The 19290-nt window shown below is 68.4% G+C and carries 18 protein-coding genes; 3 read left to right on the top strand and 15 right to left on the bottom strand.

Translation table 11 applies throughout. From position 1 onward, the window contains the following. The 10 genes from VLF18_RS16030 to ndk form a co-directional block, all read right to left on the bottom strand. Nucleotides 1–509: rhodanese-like domain-containing protein (locus VLF18_RS16030; RefSeq protein WP_325280634.1), on the bottom strand; the 509-nt coding region annotated here is incomplete at its 3' end. Nucleotides 510–517: 8 nt separating this feature from the next. After that, complete coding sequence (gene glp / locus VLF18_RS16035) at nucleotides 518–1762, bottom strand: gephyrin-like molybdotransferase Glp (protein WP_325280635.1); 1245 nt, start codon at nucleotides 1760–1762, stop codon at nucleotides 518–520. Next, nucleotides 1749–2324, bottom strand: coding sequence for a molybdenum cofactor guanylyltransferase MobA (gene mobA, locus VLF18_RS16040; RefSeq protein ID WP_325280636.1), 576 nt, complete (start codon nucleotides 2322–2324; stop codon nucleotides 1749–1751). Before mobA ends, glp begins: the two co-directional genes overlap by 14 nt. Before the next feature lie 7 nt (nucleotides 2325–2331). Further along, the gene (gene der, locus VLF18_RS16045) at nucleotides 2332–3729 is read right to left on the bottom strand and encodes a ribosome biogenesis GTPase Der (protein WP_325280637.1); all 1398 of its coding nucleotides are present in this window, start codon (nucleotides 3727–3729) and stop codon (nucleotides 2332–2334) included. A gap of 252 nt (nucleotides 3730–3981) precedes the next feature. Next, the gene (gene bamB, locus VLF18_RS16050; protein WP_325280638.1) at nucleotides 3982–5151 is read right to left on the bottom strand and encodes an outer membrane protein assembly factor BamB; all 1170 of its coding nucleotides are present in this window, start codon (nucleotides 5149–5151) and stop codon (nucleotides 3982–3984) included. After that, entirely contained in the window at nucleotides 5148–5849 is a 702-nt protein-coding gene (locus tag VLF18_RS16055) for a YfgM family protein (RefSeq protein ID WP_325280639.1), read from the bottom strand. Before VLF18_RS16055 ends, bamB begins: the two co-directional genes overlap by 4 nt. A 178-nt stretch (nucleotides 5850–6027) precedes the next feature. Then, nucleotides 6028–7068: a helix-turn-helix domain-containing protein gene (locus VLF18_RS16060; RefSeq protein ID WP_325280640.1), complete on the bottom strand. Its 1041-nt coding sequence runs from the start codon at nucleotides 7066–7068 to the stop codon at nucleotides 6028–6030. Between the two features lie 119 nt (nucleotides 7069–7187). Then, entirely contained in the window at nucleotides 7188–7946 is a 759-nt protein-coding gene (gene pilW / locus VLF18_RS16065) for a type IV pilus biogenesis/stability protein PilW (protein WP_325280641.1), read from the bottom strand. Continuing rightward, on the bottom strand, nucleotides 7936–9048 hold the full coding sequence (gene rlmN, locus VLF18_RS16070) for a 23S rRNA (adenine(2503)-C(2))-methyltransferase RlmN (RefSeq protein WP_414717235.1): 1113 nt from the start codon (nucleotides 9046–9048) through the stop codon (nucleotides 7936–7938). The genes pilW and rlmN overlap by 11 nt, the downstream gene beginning before the upstream one ends. A gap of 8 nt (nucleotides 9049–9056) precedes the next feature. Beyond that, nucleotides 9057–9482, bottom strand: a complete 426-nt coding sequence (gene ndk, locus VLF18_RS16075; protein ID WP_325280657.1) for a nucleoside-diphosphate kinase — start codon at nucleotides 9480–9482, stop codon at nucleotides 9057–9059. A gap of 402 nt (nucleotides 9483–9884) precedes the next feature. On the opposite strand from ndk, the gene VLF18_RS16080 reads away from it, so the two are divergent. The 3 genes from VLF18_RS16080 (at nucleotide 9885) to VLF18_RS16090 (ending at nucleotide 14243) form a co-directional block, all read left to right on the top strand. After that, nucleotides 9885–10505 (top strand): TetR/AcrR family transcriptional regulator, encoded by a 621-nt coding sequence (locus VLF18_RS16080; protein WP_325280642.1) that lies wholly within the window; start codon nucleotides 9885–9887, stop codon nucleotides 10503–10505. Between the two features lie 154 nt (nucleotides 10506–10659). Then, nucleotides 10660–13029 carry a 3-hydroxyacyl-CoA dehydrogenase/enoyl-CoA hydratase family protein gene (locus VLF18_RS16085; protein ID WP_325280643.1) on the top strand — a complete coding sequence of 790 codons (2370 nt, stop codon included), beginning with the start codon at nucleotides 10660–10662 and terminating at the stop codon, nucleotides 13027–13029. Nucleotides 13030–13046: 17 nt separating this feature from the next. Next, on the top strand, nucleotides 13047–14243 hold the full coding sequence (locus tag VLF18_RS16090) for an acetyl-CoA C-acyltransferase (protein WP_325280644.1): 1197 nt from the start codon (nucleotides 13047–13049) through the stop codon (nucleotides 14241–14243). A 193-nt stretch (nucleotides 14244–14436) separates the two neighbouring features. Here VLF18_RS16090 and VLF18_RS16095 read toward each other — a convergent pair whose 3' ends face one another. The 5 genes from VLF18_RS16095 to VLF18_RS16115 form a co-directional block, all read right to left on the bottom strand. After that, on the bottom strand, nucleotides 14437–14772 hold the full coding sequence (locus tag VLF18_RS16095) for a tRNA-binding protein (RefSeq protein ID WP_325280645.1): 336 nt from the start codon (nucleotides 14770–14772) through the stop codon (nucleotides 14437–14439). Nucleotides 14773–14838: 66 nt separating this feature from the next. Beyond that, entirely contained in the window at nucleotides 14839–15582 is a 744-nt protein-coding gene (dhbA, locus tag VLF18_RS16100) for a 2,3-dihydro-2,3-dihydroxybenzoate dehydrogenase (protein WP_325280646.1), read from the bottom strand. Continuing rightward, the gene (locus VLF18_RS16105; protein WP_325280647.1) at nucleotides 15579–16472 is read right to left on the bottom strand and encodes an isochorismatase family protein; all 894 of its coding nucleotides are present in this window, start codon (nucleotides 16470–16472) and stop codon (nucleotides 15579–15581) included. The genes dhbA and VLF18_RS16105 overlap by 4 nt, the downstream gene beginning before the upstream one ends. Continuing rightward, nucleotides 16469–18085 carry a (2,3-dihydroxybenzoyl)adenylate synthase gene (locus tag VLF18_RS16110; RefSeq protein WP_325280648.1) on the bottom strand — a complete coding sequence of 539 codons (1617 nt, stop codon included), beginning with the start codon at nucleotides 18083–18085 and terminating at the stop codon, nucleotides 16469–16471. Before VLF18_RS16110 ends, VLF18_RS16105 begins: the two co-directional genes overlap by 4 nt. Then, nucleotides 18082–19251: an isochorismate synthase gene (locus VLF18_RS16115; protein ID WP_325280649.1), complete on the bottom strand. Its 1170-nt coding sequence runs from the start codon at nucleotides 19249–19251 to the stop codon at nucleotides 18082–18084. Before VLF18_RS16115 ends, VLF18_RS16110 begins: the two co-directional genes overlap by 4 nt. Between the last annotated feature and the right edge of the window lie 39 nt (nucleotides 19252–19290).

Genomic DNA, 19290 nt, shown 5'->3' on the forward strand with positions numbered 1-19290 from the left:
GCCAGATACAGTGCCGCCGGCGAGCCGAGCCCACCCGCGCCGATCAGCACGACGCGCGCAGCGCCGAGCCGCGCCTGTCCTTCGACGCCGACTTCGGGCAGCAGCAGATGGCGCGAATAGCGCTCGCTGCTGTCGGCATCGAGCCCGCCGCGCTGCACCGGCAGCCCGGCTGCGAGCCACGCGGCATAGCCGCCGGCGACCGAGGCGACGTCGGCATAGCCGAGCTGCTGCAAGGTGTCGGCGGCGAACAGCGAGCGCTGTCCGCTGCCGCAGAGCGCGAGCACGCGGGTCGCGCGGTCAGGCACCTGTTCGCCGATGCGCAATTCGAGAAAACCGCGCGAAATCCCGAGCGCGCCCTGCGGCGTGCCCGGCGCGCGCTCGGCGTCGTCGCGCACGTCGACGAGCACGGCGCCGGCCGCGAGTTCGCGCGCGGCGGTCTCGGCACTCACTTCGGCGACGCGTTCGCGCAATTGCGCCAGCAGTTGATCGCGATGCAGCGCGGCGGCCATGGCGTTCCTCAGGTCAGCGGCAGGATTTCGACGCAGTCGCCGGCGGCGAGCGTCTGTTGGTCTTCGTCGACGACGACGAGGCAGTCGGCTTCGGCGACGCTGCGCAGCACGCCCGATCCCTGACGCGGAAACGGCGTGACCCAGAGCGTGCCGTCGGGGCGCGACGCGCAGGCCGCACGCAGGAACTCCGCGCGCTTGTGCAGTTTGCGCACAGGCTCGGCGAGCCGCGCGTAGCGGCGCGGCCGCTCCGCCGGATCTCGCCCGGCCCAGACGTCGAGCGCCGGCCGCAGGATCACCTGGAACGTCGCGAGCGTGGACACCGGATTGCCGGGCAGCGAGAACACGAGCGCATCGCCGATCGCGCCGAACAGCAGCGGCATGCCGGGCTTCATGCGCACTTTCCAGAAATCCACGATACCGACTTCCGCCAGCAGGCGCGGCAGGAAGTCCGCCTCGCCCGCGGACACGCCGCCGGAACTGACGACGAGATCCGCATCGGCTGCAGCCCGGCACAGTGCGTCGCGCAGGGCCGCCGGATCGTCGCGCACATGCTCGTGACGCAGCAGCGCGGCACCGGCGTCGCGCAGCATCGCCACGAGGCTGTAGCGGTTCGAGTTGTAGAGCTGGCCGAAACCGAGCACTTCGCCCGGCGCGACGATCTCGTCGCCCGTCGTCAGCAGCACCGCACGCGGTGCACGGCGTACCTCGACGTCGACGCTGCCGAACGAAGCCAGCGCGCCGAGCTGCGCCGGCGTCAGGCGCTGCCCTGCGCCGAATACGGTCTCGCCGCGCGCGAAGTCCTCGCCCGCCGCGCGCACGTTGGCGCCGGCGTGCTCGCCGGCCGCGACGACGACCTCGTCACCGTCGACGCGGACGTTTTCCTTGATGACGACGGTATCGGCGCCCTGCGGCAACGGCGCGCCGGTCGTGATGCGCACGCATTCGCCGGCACCGACGGTGGCAATCCGGCCGTCGCCCGCAAGGCGCGTCGCCACGAGGCGAAAACACCGCTCGCCGCTGCGCGGCAGGTCGTCGCCGCGCAGCGCGAAACCGTCCATCGCCGAGTTCGCGAATCCCGGCACATCGATCGGCACCGTCACCGGCGCGGCGAGCGCGCGGCCCGCCGCGGCGTCGAGCGCGATGCGTTCGGTGCCGATCGCGCGCAAGCGCGCACGCGCGATCACGCGATCGCGCGCCTGAGCGACGGTCAGCAGGTCCGGCACCGGCGCCGCGGTCGGTTCAGCTGCGTGCATCGAGAAAGTCCTCCGCCGTGTTGAGGTTCGCGAAGCGTTCCGGACTGTCGCCGAAATCGACCTCGCGCAGCGCGTGGGTATCCTGCCAGCACCACACCGGCATATCGGCGGCATCCTCGGGCAATTCAAGCCGTGCGCGCCGATACAGCGCAAACAGCGGCTGGCGACGCGCGCCGTCGTGCGCGACGACGACAGTCGCGTCGCCGCGTCCGCGCCACAGACGCGCGAACAGGTCCGCGCCAAAGCACGGGCTGTCGACCGGCACGACGAACAGCCAGTCGGCCGAGGTCTCGCGCAGCGCAGTCGCGATGCCTTCGAGCGGGCCGCGATAGCCCTCGCGCGCATCGGCGCGCACGCGTCCATAGGCGCGATAGAGGTCGTGATGGCGATTGGCGATGATGAGCACGCTGTCGAAATCCGAGCGCAGCAGGTCGACGACGTGTGCGATCAGCGGCCGGCCGTGCCAGGGCGCGAGGCCCTTGTCGATGCCGCCGAGCCGCTGCGCGCGCCCGCCGGCCAGCACCGCGGCCGCGACGGTCTCGCTGCGCGCCGGCGCGGTCACGATCCGGTCAGCGCTTCTTCGCGTTGCGGATCATGCGCGAGCGCTTGCGCTGCTGGCCTTCGGTGAGTTCGTTCTTGCGCCCGGCGAACGGATTCTCGCCGTCGCGGAATTCGAGCCGCAGCGGCGTGCCGACGAGCTTGAAGCGCTTGCGGAAGAAGTTTTCGAGATAGCGCCGGTAGCTCTCGTGCAGATGCTTGGTGCGCGAGCCGTGGATCACGATGGTCGGCGGGTTCGTGCCGCCCGGGTGCGCGTAGCGCAGCTTCGGCGCGTGACCGCGCACGAGCGGCGGCTGGTACGACGCGTACGCCGTCTCGACGGCCTTGTTGAGTTCCGACGACGTGAACTGCTTCGTCGCCGACGCGTGCGCGCGGTCGATCGCCTTCATGAGTTCGCGCAGGCCCGAGCCGTGCTTGGCCGAGATGAACACGCGCTCGGCCCAGGCGACGAAATCGAGCCGGCGTTCCAGCGACTTCTCGCACTGTTCGCGCTGATACGTCGTGAGGTTGTCCCATTTGTTCGCGACGACGACGAGCGCGCGCGCTTCGTTGAGCACGTGGCCGATCAGCGTGGCGTCCTGCTCGGACACGCCCTCGCTCGCATCGAGCAGCAGCACGACGACCTGCGCCGCGGCGATCGACTGCAGCGTCTTGATGACGCTGAACTTCTCGATCGCTTCCTCGACGCGCGCGCGCCGGCGCACGCCGGCGGTATCGATGAGGGTGTACTTCTTGCCGTCGCGAACGATCGGCACGCGGATCGAATCGCGCGTAGTGCCGGCGATGTCGGACACGACGACGCGGTCTTCGCCGAGCAGGCGATTCACGAGCGTGGACTTGCCGACGTTGGGGCGGCCGACGATCGCGACGCGGACGCCGTGCTCGGGTTCGGCCGCCGGTGCCGCGCCTTCTTCATCGGCCGGCAGATGCGGCTCGATCGCGTCGAGCAGCCCGTCGACGCCGCGGCCGTGCGAGGCGGCCAGCGGCACCTGCGCGCTGATGCCGAGCGAGGCGAAATCGGCGAGGCTCGCGAGTTCGTCGAGGCCGTCGGTCTTGTTGACGCCGACGATGATGGGTTTGCCGCGTTTGCGCAGGTCGCCGAGGATGTCGCGGTCGAGCGGCATCAGACCGGCACGCGCGTCGGTCACGAACACGACGACGGCGGCCTCGTCGACCGCGAGTTGCACCTGTTTCGCGGTCAGCGCATCGATGCCTTCGTCTTCGCCCGACAGACCGCCCGTATCGACGACGACGAACGGCCGGTCGCCGAGATGGCAGATGCCGTAGTGACGGTCGCGCGTCAGGCCCGGCTGATCGGCGACGAGCGCATCGCGCGAGCGCGTGAGCACATTGAACAAGGTCGACTTGCCGACATTGGGACGACCGACCAGAGCGACGACGGGCAACATGTGCGGAACCTGCTGATGCGGGCGCTGCAGTCGCACCCGGGAAACGATGGTGAACGGTACACGCCCGGACCGGACTGCCGCTACTGAATGCGCATCGATGCGCGGCGCGGCGATCGGCCTGCTGCCCGATCCCGCGATCCCGCCGGACGACTGCGATGCAGCGGTCCCGAGGCAGGTTTTCGTGGTGCCGCGCGAGCGCGGCCATGCAACGAGAGACCGCCGGCGCCGCTGTCGCGACGCCGGCGGCCGGGTTTACAGCTGTGCGCGGTAGGCGCCGAGTTCGCCGTTGATGTCGACGACATAGACCGTGTCGCCGACGACGACCGGCGTCGCGCGGATGGCATGCTTGGACAGACGTTCGCGCGCCGCTTCCTTGCCGTCGGCAATCGCGAGCCAGTGCACGTAGCCTTCGACGTCGCCGACGACGACGTACTCGCCCTGCACTGCCGGACCGCTGAGCCAGCGGTTCAGCAACGCGTCCTGCTTCCACATCGACGCGCCGCTCGTGCGGTCGAGCGCCCAGACCTGCGACTGGTCGTCGACCGCGTAGACCTGGCTCGCGGACACGTCGATGTTGGTATAGCTCGACAGCGTGCGGTTCCAGAGCGGACGGCCGCTGCCGAGACTCAGCGCGACGACCTGGCCGTGGTAGGCCGCGGCATAGATCACGTCGCTGTCGATCTTGAGATCGCCGTCGACGTCGGTCAGACGTTCGACTTCGGTACGGCCTTCGGCCGTCGCCAGACTCTGTTCCCAGGCCGGTGCGCCGTCGCTCGCGCGCAGCGCCATGACCTTGCCGGCATCGGTCGCGTTGACGACGAGATCGCCGGCGACGCGCGGACTCGCATTGCCGCGCAGCGACAGCAGCGGCACGGTGCCGCGGTCGTTGACCCAGCGCTGCTTGCCGTCAGTCGCGTCGAACGCGTAGACGCGGCCGTCGTTCGTGCGCACATAGACGAGGCTCGCATCGACGGCCGGCGCACTGACGACTTCGGCCGCGACGTGCACGCGCCAGCGTTCCGCGCCGCCGGCCGCGTCGAGCGCGACCACGTCGCCGTCCATGCCGCCGACGACGATCATGCCGTCGCCGACGCCGGGACCGCCGGCGAGCTTCAATTTCAGATCACGGTTCCAGAGCACCTTGCCGCTGGCCGCATCGATCGCGGTGACCTCGCCGTCGACGCCGGCGGTGTAGAGCTTGCCGTCGCGCTGCGCCGGCGTGACGCGAACGCCGGAGCGGTCTGCGCCCTTGCCGATGCTGCGGTTCCAGACTTCGGTGACGGCGAGCGTCGGCGAGAGTTCGACGAGCGGCTTGGGCTGCGCGATGTTCTCGCGCTTCGTCGAATTGCCCTTGAACCAGCCGCAGCCGCCGAGCGACGCAAGCGCGGCGAGACCGCCGAGCAGGTAGACCGACTTCTTCATGAGTTCTGCTTCTCCGCGGCCGGCGCGGCGGCCGGGGTTGCGGCCGGCGGGGCCGTCACGGCGGTCGCGGTGCCGAGGTCGTCGCGCTTCATTTCCAGCGACTGGCGATTCGGCGCCGTCGCATCGAGCGCGTCGAGCGCGGCCTGATAGGCGCTGCGCGCTTCGTCGCGATTGCCCTGAGCGAGCAGGATGTCGCCGCGCAGTTCGGCGATCGAGGAGGCATAACCGGCGACCGGCACCGCGTTGAGCAGGGTCAGCGCTTCGGCCGCCTTGTCGGTGCCGAGCTTCAGGCGGGCGAGGTTCTGTCCGGCGAGGCTCTTGACCGCATCGTTCTTGGCGTTGTCGTAAGCCCACTGCAGCGACTGCTCGGCACCGGCGAGGTCCTTGCGCACGAGCGCACCTTCGGCCCAGCGCATCGCGGCGATCACGGCATAGGTGCTGCCGGCATGTTCCTTCTGGATACGATCGAGCGCGGTCTTCGCGCCCTGCTCGTTCTTCGCGCCGACCGCGGCGCCGAAACTCACGAACTCGCTGGCGGCCATCGCGTTCTGCCGCACCTGGTGCGCCTGCCACTGGAAGTAGCCGAAGATCACCAGCAGGCCGAGGCCGATGCCTACGAAGATCGAGGCGACGTTGTCGCGGATCCACTTGCGCACGAGTTCGCTTTGTTCGTGTTCGTCGAGCTGATCGAAAGCCATGTCGTAATCCAGGTTGCGTCTGCCGCGACGGGCAGGTTTCTCGAGAAGGGCGCGGTGCCCGAAAACTCCGGCAACGGCGCGACCGCCAGCGCCGGCGCGCGGGCGCCGTAGAGTAACAGGAAGCGCCCGCCGCGCAGCGCGCGCGCCGCGCACGGTGCGCGGCGATTCAGTTGGCGATTCAGTTATCGCTGCCGGAGAGGCTTGCCGCTGCCGGCTTGCCGTCGACGAGCTTCAGGTGAGCGACCGCGGCGCGGCGATACGGCGTCAGATCGACAGGCTTGCCGTCGACGAGCAGCTCGGCATTTGCGGAATTGCCCAGGCGCACGCTGACCGGCTGGTCGAGCGTGTAGGTCTTGCTGCTGCCGGCCGCGAGCAGGCCGAACTCGACCCGGCGGCCGTCGGCGGCAACGAGCTCGACCCAGCTCGCATCCTTGAGCCGCAGCGCGATCTCGTACTGGCCCGGAACCGGCGCGACCGGTTCCGTTGCCGGTGCGGCTTCATGCTTGAGCGCCGGTACCATCGAGGCCATCAGCGGCAGTCCGGGTGCGCCCGCCGTATCGCTGTTCGCGGCCGGTGCCGCAGTCGAGGCGGCCGGAACGGTCGTCGCGATTTCAGGCGACGGCGTCGAGGCAGTCGTCGCGGCCGGCGGCGTTTCGAGCGGCAGCGACTGTTCGAGCGACGAGACGCGGGCGAGATTCTGATCGAGCCCGCCGTGCGTCGCGAGCCAGACCGCCGGCGCGACGATGAGGCCGGTCAGGATCACATAGACCGTCGGCACCGAGTAGCGCTGGAACAGATAGCGCGAATGCGAGATACGCCCGGTCGCGACGAGCGCCGGCGGCGTCGCGTTGCGCTCGCGCACCTGGCTGTCGACGGCCTGCATCGGCAGGCCCAGCAGGCGCGTGTAGCTCGCGAGATAACCGCGCAGGTAGACGTCGTGCTCGATGCGCGCGAAGTCGTCGCTTTCGAGCGTCGTCACGACACGCTGGGGCAGGCGCAGACGCGTCGAGACCTCGTCGATGCTCCAGCCTCGACGTTCGCGCTCGGCACGCAGCCGCAGCCCGAGGCTGCTTTCGGGCTGCGCGTCGGCCGGCAGCGCGAACAGCTCGCGACCGGTGCCGGCGACCGAGAAAGCGGCGTTGCTGGGAACGTCCGTGCGCATGTCGTCGGCGCTTTCCGTGGCCGCTGCAGAGAAATTGTCGTCGTGTGGGCTGGTCATCGTCTGCGCTGCGGAGGCGAGTTCTAGGGGTAGCTGGTCGCTGTTTTCGGTCGGAACGGTGTCGGTCGCGGGCGCCGCCGCAACGTCGGCGCCAGAGTGCGAACGTTTCTGCCTGTGTTTCATGACGGAGTGCTCGATTCCAGCTTCTGTCGCTGCGGCGAATCCGGGAATTCGTTGCGCAGGCGGCGCGCGTATTCGTTCGCTTCGCGCGCGTTGCCGAGGCTGTTTTCGATATTGAAGCCGAGCAGCAGCGCATCGGCGCTCGACGTGCCGAGCGATTCGAAACGCTGCAGAAATGCGCGCGCGCGCAGGAAGTCGCTCTTGCGGAACAGCACGCCGGCCAGATGGAACAGCGCCTCGCTGTTGTTCGGATTGAGTTCGATCGCCTTGCGGAAATCCTGCTCGGCGCGGTCGAACTTCTCGGCCTGCTGGAAGCAGGTGCCCGAATTCGTGAACGCGACATCGGGCGTCTTGTAGAACGGATCGGCGACCGCGGCGGAGAACCGCTGCGCGGCCTCGTCGAGCTTGCCGGCGCGGCACAGGAAAGCGCCGTAGTTGTTGTTGACCGCACCATTGCGCGGCGCGAGTTCGGCCGCGCGGCGGTAGTGCTCGGCGGCCTTGCGCTGGTCGTTGATGCGCTCGTAGAGCACCGCGATGACGGTATGCGCATCGACGTAGGACGCATCGAACTTCAGCGCTTTCTCGAGTTTCTCGAACGCGAGTTCGAGCTTCCCCTGCTGCATGTAGCGCTGGCCGAGCGCGACGTGGACCTCGGCCGCGCTGCGCGCCTTCTCGCTCGCCTTCGAGCGCGGCGCGGCGCTTGCGCAGGCGCCGAGGCCGAGGATCAGCAGCAGCGCCAGCGCGAACTTAAGCCGCATCGGCCTGCCCCTCGAGCTTGCGGCGGAATTCGGCCTGGCGGCGCGTGCGATCGAGCACCTGGCCCTTGAGCTGACCGCAGGCCGCGTCGATGTCGTCGCCGCGCGTCCGCCGCACGGTCGTCAGCACGTGCGAGTCGAGCAGGATCTTCTGGAACTGGCGGATGACCTCGTCGTCGGACCGCTCGAAGCGCGTCCCCGTGAACGGGTTGAACGGAATCAGGTTCACCTTCGAGGGCACCCTGCGCATGAGCTTGACGAGCTGCCGCGCATGCTCCGGCTTGTCGTTGACGCCCTTCATCATCGTGTATTCGAACGTGATCGATGCGCGCGGACGCTTGGCGACGTACCGCTGGCAGGCACCCAGGAGTTCGGCGATCGGATATTTCTTGTTGAGCGGCACGAGTTCGGTGCGGAGTTCATCGTTCGGCGCGTGCAGCGACACGGCGAGCGAGACGTCGCTCTCCTCGCTGAGCCGGTCGATCATCGGCACGAGACCGGCGGTAGACAGCGTCACGCGCTTGTTGGCCAGACCGAAGCCGAGGTCGTCGCGCATGACGCTCATGGCGCGCACGACATGGTCGAAGTTCAGCAGCGGCTCGCCCATGCCCATCATCACGACGTTCGTGAGCTTGCGCTGGTGATGCGGCACGTTGCCGAGGTGCCGCGCGGCCACCCAGACCTGGCCGATGATCTCGGCCGTCGACAGGTTGCGGTTGAAGCCCTGCGTGGCGGTCGAGCAGAACTGGCAGTTCAGCCCGCAGCCGACCTGCGAGGACACGCAGAGCGTGCCGCGCGAGGTTTCGGGAATGAAGACGGTCTCGATCGCGTTGCTGCCGTCCATGCCGAGCAGCCACTTGTGCGTGCCGTCGGCGGACTGCTTCTCGAAGATCGTCTTGGGGGGAATGATGTCGACGGCGGCGCTGAGCTTGTCGCGCAGCGCCTTGCCGACGTCGGTCATCTGCGCGAAATCGGTGACGTGGCGGTGGTACATCCACTTCATCACCTGATCGGCCCGATAGGGTTTCTCGCCGATCGATGCAAACAGATCGCGCAATCCCTGGCGGTCGTAGTCGAACAGGTTGGGTTTCACCACTGTCACCAGATCATTCCTCAGCGCGGGCAGAGCTCGGTGGATGCGAAGAAGTACGCAATTTCCACAGCGGCATTTTCTTGCGAATCGGAACCGTGTACCGCGTTGGCGTCGATCGAGTCGGCGAAGTCGGCGCGGATGGTGCCCTTGTCGGCCTTCTTCGGATCGGTCGCGCCCATGAGGTCGCGGTGCTTGAGAACGGCGTTGTCGCCTTCGAGCGCCTGGATCACGACCGGACCCGAGATCATGAACTCGACGAGCGCATTGAAGAACGGACGCTCCTTGTGCACCGCATAGAAGCCTTCGGCTTCCTTGCGCGACAGGTGCTTCATCTTCGACGCGACGATCGTGAGGCCGGCCTTTTCGAAACGGGTGTAGATCTCGCCGATCACGTTCTTGGCGACGGCGTCGGGCTTGATGATGGACAGGGTGCGCTCCAGCGCCATGTCGAATACTCCAGAATTGACAGAAAGAAACGAATCCCGACGCCGCGCGCGATGGTAACACCAAACACACGCAGGAATGCGGGGTTAGCGGGCAAAATCGTTCTGAATTCTAGCTGATTCACGCGGCGTATGCAGCCCGCCGCGCCATGACGCGGACGACTTCGTATGCATACCGGCAGGCACGCGCAGCGGCGACGTCCGGCAAATGGCGGCGAATGTCACCCCGGGACCGCAGCCCTGCGGCATCCTCTTTCCGTTTCCGGCCCGGATGTAGCCCGACGCACGCGTTTGACCCCGAACCGATTGCTCTCGTAGCATTCAAACGCCCGTTTTACCTACGATCCGGTTGCGGCGCCTGCTTGACCGACTGACCGCCCGCGCAACCGGACAGCTAAGGAATACATGAACTCGCAGCACTTCTCGACCAAGGAACGCATTCTCGGCGCCGCGGAACAGTTGTTCGCCCGACTCGGCTTCGCCGGCGCATCCCTGCGTCAGGTGACGGCAGCAGCCAACGTCAATCTCGCGGCCGTCAACTACCACTTCGGATCGAAGGAAAATCTCATCAATGAGGTGTTCCGCCGCCGCCTCGACGAACTCAACGCGCATCGCCTGCAGGCGCTGGAGGAAGCGCTGGAACGGCCGGGCTCGGATCTCGAGGAACTGCTCGGCGCCTTCATCAACCCTGCGCTCGACCTGTCGCTCGACCGAGGCGGCGGCGGCGCGTTCGTACGCGTGCTGGCCCGCGCCTATGCCGAACACAACGACGCGCTGCGCAAGTTCCTGTCCGACAACTACGGCCACGTGATGAAGCGTTTCCATGCCGCGTTCGCCCAGCGCCTGCCGGACCTGGACAAGGAAGAGCTGTACTGGCGCCTCGACATCGTGGCCGGCGCCCTGACCTATGCCATGGCCGACTTCGGTGTGATCAAGCGCAAGTCCGGCGTGACCGAACAGCAGCATCGCGAGCGCTCGGCCGAACATCTGATCCGCTTCGCCGCCGCCGGCCTGCGCGCGCCGTAACCGGGGCCGCCGCGACGGCGGCCCGCTCGTCCCGCACTCGCAACTCCGCGCCGCACCGACGATTTGCTGCACTGCAACGCGAGCAACAGCTCCAACGCGAGCAGGCAGAGTCGCCGGGCTGGTCCTTACGTTCCCCCTCCACAACGAGGTCCCCATGAGCTTCAAACCGCTACGTATCCGCAAGGCTGCGGTACTCGGCGCCGGTGTGATGGGCGCGCAGATCGCCGCGCATCTCACCAACGCCGACGTCGAAACCGTGCTGTTCGACCTGCCCGCCAAGGAAGGCGACAAGAGCGGCATTGCGATCAAGGCGATCCAGAACCTCGCCAAGCTCTCGCCGGCGCCGCTCGCCGACAAGTCGCGCCAGGCTGCGATCGTGCCGGCCAACTACGACGAACACCTCGAGCTGCTGCGCGGCTGCGACCTCGTCATCGAGGCGATTGCCGAACGCACCGACTGGAAGCTCGACCTTTACAAGAAGATTGCGCCGTATCTGCCGGAATCATCTGTGGTTGCGAGCAACACCTCGGGCCTGTCGATCAACACGCTGGCCGAAGCGTTGCCGGAGAACCTGCGCCATCGCTTCTGCGGCGTGCACTTCTTCAACCCGCCGCGCTACATGCACCTCGTCGAGCTGATCCCGAGCCGCAACACCGACGCGGAGATCCTGGCCGGCCTCGAAGCCTTCCTGATCACGACGGTCGGCAAGGGTGTGGTCTACGCCAAGGACACGCCGAACTTCATCGGCAACCGCATCGGCGTGTTCTCGATCCTCGCCACGATGCATCACACGCAGCAGTTCGGCCTCGGCTTCGACGCGGTCGACGCGCTGACCGGTCCGGCGATCGGCCGTCCGAAGAGCGCGACCTACCGCACCGCGGACGTGGTCGGCCTCGACACGATGGCGCACGTCATCAAGACCATGGCCGACACGCTGCCGAACGACCCCTGGCACTCGTTCTTCCAGGCGCCGCTCTGGCTCAAGGCCTTGATCGAAAAGGGTGCGCTGGGCCAGAAGACCGGCGCCGGCGTGTTCCGCAAGGTCGGCAAGGACATAGTCGTTCTAGAGTTGGCCAAGCAGGACTATCGCGCGGCCGATCAGAAGGCCTCCGACGAGGTCGCCGCGATCCTCGCGATCAAGGACCCGAGCGAGAAATTCGCGAAGCTGCGTGCGTCGGGCGATCCGCAGGCGCAGTTCCTCTGGGCCGTGTTCCGCGACCTGTTCCACTACACCGCCTATCACCTCGCCGACATCGCCGACACCGCGCGCGACGTCGACTTCGCGATCCGCTGGGGCTACGGCTGGCAGCTCGGTCCGTTCGAGACCTGGCAGGCTGCCGGCTGGCAGCAGGTCGCCGGCTGGATCGCCGAGGACATCGCGGCCGGCAAGGCCATGAGCAGCGCGCCGCTGCCGGCCTGGGTCACCGACGGCCGCGCCGGCGTGCACGGCAAGGATGGCTCGTATTCGGCGAACCAGAACAAGGCGTTGCCGCGTTCGGCTCACCCGGTCTATCAGCGCCAGCACTTCCCCGATCCGATCCTCGGCGAGAAATTCGACCCGGGCACGACCGTGTTCGAGAACGACGGTCTGCGCCTGTGGCACCTCGGCGACGACGTCGGCATCGTCTCGTTCAAGACCAAGATGAACACGGTCAACGACGCCGTGCTCGACGGCCTGCAGCGCGCAGTCGACGAAGCCGAGCAGCGCTTCAAGGGCCTCGTGATCTGGCAGAGCCGCGAACCGTTCTCGGCCGGCGCCGACCTCAAGGGCGCGATGGGTCTGTTGCAGGCCGGCAAGGTCGCCGAATTCGACGCGATGATCGCGAACTTCCAGGCGACCAGCATGCGCCTGAAGACCTCGCTCGTGCCGACCGTCGCCGCGATCCGCGGCATGGCCTTCGGCGGCGGCTGCGAGTTCCAGATGCATTGCACGAAGACGGTCGCCGCGCTCGAAAGCTACATTGGCCTGGTCGAAGCCGGCGTCGGCCTGCTGCCGGCCGGCGGCGGCCTCAAGGAAATCGCGCTGCGCTGCGCGAAGGCCAACCCGGCTGACCCGTTCAACGCGGTCAAGACGTTCTTCGAGACGGTCGCCATGGCCAAGGTCTCGGCCAGCGCGCTCGAAGCCAAGGAAATGGGCCTGCTGCGCGCGAACGACACGGTCGTGTTCAACACTCACGAAGTGCTCTGGGTCGCCAAGCGCGAAGCCGCGGCGCTCGCCGATGCGGGCTACCGCCCGGCCCTGCCCGCGCGCCAGGTTCCGGTCTGCGGCGACGTCGGCACGGCCAGCCTCAAGATGATGCTGGTCAACATGCTCGAAGGCCGCTTCATCTCGGCGCACGACTATGAGATCGGCTCACGCATCGCCGACACCCTCTGCGGCGGCGTGGTCGAGCGCGGCTCGCTGGTCGACGAACAGTGGCTGCTCGATCTGGAACGCAAGCACTTCGTGGAACTCGCGCAGATGCCCAAGACCCAGGAACGCATCGTCCACACCCTGACCACCGGCAAGCCGCTGCGCAACTGAGCGACGAGGATCCCGCAATGACCAAGCAAATCCAGGATGTCTACATCGTCGCCGCGACGCGCACCGCCGTGGGCAAGGCGCCGCGCGGCGCGTTCCGCAACACGCGGCCGGACGACCTGCTCGCGCACGTGCTCCGCAACGTCATCGCCCAGGCCCCGGGCGTCGACGTCAACCGCATCGACGACGCGGTGATCGGCTGCGCGATGCCGGAAGCCGAGCAAGGCATGAACGTCGCGCGCATCGGCACCTTGCTCGCCGGCCTGCCGCACACCGTCGCCGCGGTCACGATCAACCGCTTCTGTTCGTCGGGCGTGCAGGCCATCGCGATGGCGGCCGACCGCATCCGCACCGGCGATGCCGACCTCATGCTGGCCGGCGGTACCGAGTCGATGTCGATGGTGCCGATGATGGGCCACAAGATCGCGATGAACCCGGCCGTGTTCGCCGACGAGAACGTCGCGATCGCCTACGGCATGGGCATCACCGCGGAAAAGGTCGCCGAACAGTGGAAGGTCAGCCGCGAAGACCAGGACGCGTTCGCGCTGGCCTCGCACCAGAAGGCGCTCGCCGCGATCGCGGCCGGTGAATTCAACAGCGAAATTTCACCGTACGCGCTGGCCGACAACTACCCGAACCTCGTTACGCGCGGCCTCGTCGCCGACACGCGCACGATCGACACCGACGAAGGCCCGCGCAAGGACACGACGGCCGAAGGCCTCGCCAAGCTCAAGCCCGTGTTCCGCATGGGCGGCTCGGTCACGGCCGGCAACGCGTCGCAGATGTCCGACGGCGCCGGTGCCGTGCTGCTCGCGAGCGAGCAGGCGATCAAGGACTACGGCCTGACGCCGCTCGCGCGCTTCGTCTCGTTCTCGGTCGCCGGCGTGCCGCCGGAAATCATGGGCATCGGTCCGATCGCCGCGATCCCGAAGGCGCTCAAGCAGGCCGGCCTCACGAAGGACCAGCTCGACTGGATCGAACTCAACGAAGCGTTCGCCGCCCAGGCGCTCGCCGTGATTCGCGACGTCGGCCTCGATGCGTCGAAGGTCAATCCGCTCGGCGGCGCGATCGCGCTCGGCCATCCGCTCGGTGCGACCGGTGCGATCCGCGCCGCGACGCTCGTGCACGGCCTGCGCCGCCGCAAGCAGAAGTACGGCATGGTGACCATGTGCATCGGCACCGGCATGGGCGCGGCCGGGATCTTCGAGGCACTCTAAAGGAGACGCAGGTTGGGGTGAGCCGCAGGCGAACCCCAACATCACGGGGGTTCCGCTGCGAAGAACCCGTGGCGGTGGAACCCGGACCTGCGGCACGAATCACGAGTGCCGCACGTGATTTTCCTTCCCCGGGCATGCGCCGGAGGCGAACACCTCGATGATGGGGGTCGCCTTCGGCTCACCCCAACCTACCTCAAGCGAGCCTCGTCCCGTTCGGCACGGCCCGCTCCACGGCCGCCAGCACGACGCCGTCGTCGGTCGTGAAGCCGGTCAGCAGGAATTCGGACATGAATGGTCCGATCTGCTTCGGCGGAAAGTTGATGACGCCGACGACCTGGCGTCCGACGATTTGTTCCGGCGTATACAACGCCGCGATCTGCGCACTCGTCTTCTTTTCGCCATAGGGTCCGAAGTCGACCCAGACTTTCAACGCGGGCTTGCGCGCCTGTTCGTTGCGTTCGGCGCGCACGACCGTGCCGACTGCGATCACGACCTTCTCGAAGTCGGCCCAACTGATGGTCTCGCTCATGCCCCTGCTCCGCGCGGAAAGGCGCAGTCTAGGCGCGCGCGATGCCGCGCGGATTGAACCGGATTGCTATGCCGCGAGCGACGCGCCGCCGTCGACGACGAGGTCGTGCATGGTCACATGGCCGGCCAGGTCCGAGGCGAGGAACAGCACCGCGTTCGCGACGTCGTCGACGCTCGCGATCTTGTTCAGCGGAATGCCGAGCCGCCAGCTCGCCGGATCGCCCGCGATCGTGCGTCCGCGGCCTTCCTCGTCGGACCACATGCCGCGCAGCATCGGCGTGTCGGTCGATCCCGGCGAGACGAGGTTGCAGCGCACGCCATACGGCGCGAGTTCGAGCGCGGCGCAATGGCTCAGGCTGACGAGTGCGGCTTTCGACGCGCAGTAGGCCGCCATGCCCAGGCGCGGCACGCGCGCGGCGTTCGACCCGACGCAGACGATCGCACCGCCGCGCTGGCGCTTGAACACCGGCACGACCGCGCGCAGCAGGTGAAACGCGCCGCCGGCATTCGTGTCGACGCAGGCGCGCCAGTCGGCTTCGTCGAGTTCGTCGACCGCGCCGAGCCGCAGCACGCCGGCCGCATGCACGAGCACGTCGAGCCGCGGCGCCGCATCGAACAGTCCTGCACAGACGGCCGCGACCCGGGCCGCGTCGGCGATGTCGAGTTCGATCGCCGTGCCGCCGAACGGCGCGTCGAAACGCCGGTCGAGGCCGACCACGTCGGCGCCCGCGCCGAGGAAGCGTTCGGCGATGCGCCGACCTATGCCCTGCCCTGCGCCGGTGACCCAGACCCGCTGGCCCGCGAAGTTCATGCGGCCTTGCGCGCGTCGCGCTGCGACAGCTGCGCAGCGATCAGCGACCACCAGCCGTTCAGGCTCGGCGTGCGCGCGAGCGCGTCGAAGCCGATGTCGACGCCGGCCGCCTTCCACTCGCCGGCCAGCGTCATCACGCGGATCGAATCGAGACCGTAGTCGACGAGGTTCTCGTCGGCGTCGAATTCGGCCTCGGCAATGCCGGTCAGCGCGGAAAGACGCGCGCGCAGTCCGGCGAAGGTCGGCAGCGGCAGGTTTTCGTCGGCCACGAGATCGCGCGTCTCGATGACGCTGCCGCAGCGCGTCGCGATGTAGTCGAGCGCGAAGCGGTGACGTTCGGCGGAAAAATCGGCGACGGCGTCGGCGACGACGAACGGCTGCACGTCGCGCATGAACGCATCGGCGGCCGTCATCATGACGCCGATGTGTGCGTAGATGCCGCAGATCACGAGCTGATCGCGACCGGCCGCGCGCAGGCGTTCTTCGAAATCCGAACGCTGGAACGCGCTGTAGCGCCACTTGGTCAGCACGACGTCGCCGGCGTCGGGCCGCAGCGCCGGCACGATCGCGGCGAGCGCGGGATCGGCGGCCGTGAGTCCCGGTCCCCACATGTCGTTGAGCAGCGCACGCTCGGCGGGCGTCTGCTCCGCCGGCTGCGCGGTGTAGAAAACCGGCACGCCATGGCGCCTGCACCAGTCGCGCACGCGCGCCGTGTTGCGTTCGACTTCGCGCACGAGCGCGCTGTCGGTACCCCAGAAGCGCACGAAGTAGTCCTGCATGTCGTGGATCAGCAGCGCACCGCGCGCCGGATCGAAGCGCCAGTCGACGCGATTGGCCGGCAGGCTGTCGCGCGCCGGCAGTGCATAGGAAACGAGCGAGGGAATCGTCATGACGGACTCACCGGTGAAGGAAACTGGCGCCGCAGCCGCTGCTTGTCGATCTTGCCGACGGCGGTCAGCGGCAGGTCGGCGACGAACTCGACGCGGTCGGGCAGCTTGAACTCGGCGATGCCGGATTCGCGCAGGTGTTTGCGCAGGCTGATCGCGCGCAGGTCGGCGTTGCGGCTGACGACGAAGGCGCAGGTCTTCTCGCCGAGCAGCGCGTCGGGCATCGCAACGACGGCCGCGTCGACCACGGCCTCGTGGCGGCGCAGCAGGTCTTCGATCTCCTCGGCCGCGATCTTCTCGCCGCCGCGGTTGACCTGGTCCTTGACGCGCCCGACCACGCGCAGATAGCCCTGCGCGTCGCGGCGCACGAGGTCGCCCGAGCGATACCAGCCGTCGGCGTCGAACGCGCGCCGGTTGTAGGCGGGCGCGTCGAAGTAGCCGCGCAGCGTATACGGCCCGCGCGTCAGCAGCAGGCCGGCCTCGCCCTCGGCGACGTCGACATCGTCCTCGTCGACGATGCGGATCTCATCGTCAGGGCTGATGGGCCGGCCCTGCGTCGTGAACACGCGCTCGTCGTCATCGTCCAGACGCGTGTAGTTGACGAGCCCTTCGGCCATGCCGAAGACCTGCTGCAGCCGGCAGCCGAGCGTCTCGGGCACGCGCCGCGCGAGCGACTCGCTGAAATTCGCGCCGCCGACCTGCAGCAGTCGCAGCGACGTCAGACGCGCGCGGTGCGCCGGCGCAGCGCCGAGCCACAAGGCGACGGCCGGCGGCACGAGCGCCGCCATCGTGACGCGGTGGCGTTCGATCAGGTCGAAACAGTGCAGCGGTTCCGGATGCCGCGCGAGCACGAGCGTGCCGCCGGCATGGAAGACGCCCAGCGAGCCCGGCGAACTCAGCGCGAAATTGTGTGCGCACGGCAGCGCGCCGAGATAGCGCGTCTGCGGCGTCAGCGCGCAGATCTGCGCGCTCGCGCGGATGCTGTAGTCGTAGTCGTTGTGCGTGCGCGGAATCAGCTTCGGCGTGCCCGTGCTGCCGCCGGACAATTGGAAAAAGGCAACTTCGTCGGCACGCGTCGGCGTCGGCTCGAGCGCGTCGACGTGCGCATCCAGCGCGCGCTCCAGACTCGCCTCGCCGCTGCCGCCGCGCAGGAGCACGCGCGGCGGCCGCGGCAGTTGCGCCGACAGCGCGTCGACGAAGCGGCCGTCGCCGAACAGCGCATGTCCGGCGCAGCCGATCAGAAGCGCGGGACGTACCTGCTGCGCGTACGCGGTCAGTTCGAGCCGCTGATGGCTGTACAGCGCGTTGACGGGTACGACCCCGAGCTTCAGCAGCGCGAAGAACACGGCATGGAACTCGGCGACGTTCGGCAGCTGCACGAGCGCGGTGTCGTAGCGGCGCAATCCATGCGCCTGCAAGCGCGCGGCGAGCCGCGTCGCGCGCGCATCGAGTTCCGCGTAGCTCCAGTGCCGCTCGCCGCAGATCACGGCGATCGCATCGGGGCATCGCGCGGCCCGCGTCTCCAGCGATGCCTGCAGCGGCCGGTCGATCCAGTAGCCGCGCGCGCGATAGCGCGCCGCGTCGGCAGCCGGCCACGGCGTGAACGCGACGCTCATGGCAGCAGCGAACCCGCGGCGATGCCGAACGCGCTGAGCATCGTGCCGAGCTTGGCCTGCGTCTCGCGCCATTCGCTGTCGGGGCACGAGGCCTCGACGATGCCGGCGCCGGCAAACAGCCGCACGAGGTCGCGCTGCACGACGCCGCAGCGGATCGTCACGACCCACTCGCCGTCGCCGTCGGCATCGCACCAGCCGACCATGCCGCTGAACAGGCCGCGTTCGAACGGTTCGATCAGATCGATGAGCTTGCGCGACAGCGCCGTCGGCGAACCGCAGACCGCCGGCGTCGGATGCAGCCGGCACGCGAGATCGAGCACGGACTGCCGCGGATCGGCGAGCACGCCGTCGATCGCGGTCGACAGGTGCCACATCGCCGCGGTCGAGATCAGGCTCGGTGCCCCGGGCACGCGCAGTTCGCGGCAATGGTCCGCGAGCACCGCGCGGATCTCGTCGATGACGAGCCGATGTTCGTACAAGTCCTTGGCCGACTCGCGCAGCGTCTCGGCGACACGCCGGTCGGCATCCGGATCGGTCTGCCGCTTCGCCGAGCCGGCCAGCGGATTGGAGTGAACGTGCGCGCCGTGCTTGCGCAGCAGCAGCTCCGGACTCGCACCGATCAGCGCGGCGCCGTCCTGGAGCGGCAGGCGGAAATGAAAGCCGCTCGGATTCTGCGCAATGAGGTTCGCGAACAGCTGCGTGACGTCGACCGGCTCGGCCAGCCGCATTTCGAGGATGCGCGACAGCACCGCCTTCTTGATCGGGCTGTGCTGGAAATTCGCGATCGCCTGATTCACGCCGGCCTTGAACGTGGGCTCGTCGGGAATGCTGCGCGCGGCGACCACTTCGGCCGCGCCGGTCTGCGACGCCGCCGCCGCGGCCGCGCCGCGTTCGAAGAACGCGTATTCCTGCGGGATGTGGAGGCACGAGGGCTGAGTCAGGTCGAACGGAATCGCGCCGATCAGGATCGGCTTGCGCCCGTCGGCGCGCGGAACGGCCAGCGCCGCTTCGACGTCGCGCCGGAACGCGTCGGTGTCGCGGCCGGCGCGCGCCGGCGCCGTGATCTGCGCGGCGATGCCGCGCGCGCGCACCGAGCGGTGCGGCGACAGGAACAGAAAGCCGGCGTCGGACGCGGATGACGCCGCGCCCGCAGGCTGCGGGTTCATGAGTGATTCCTCGATTAAATGATAATGCGAATTATTCGC

This window comes from Tahibacter sp., assembly GCF_035481375.1.
Taxonomy (GTDB): Bacteria; Pseudomonadota; Gammaproteobacteria; order Xanthomonadales; family Rhodanobacteraceae; genus Tahibacter.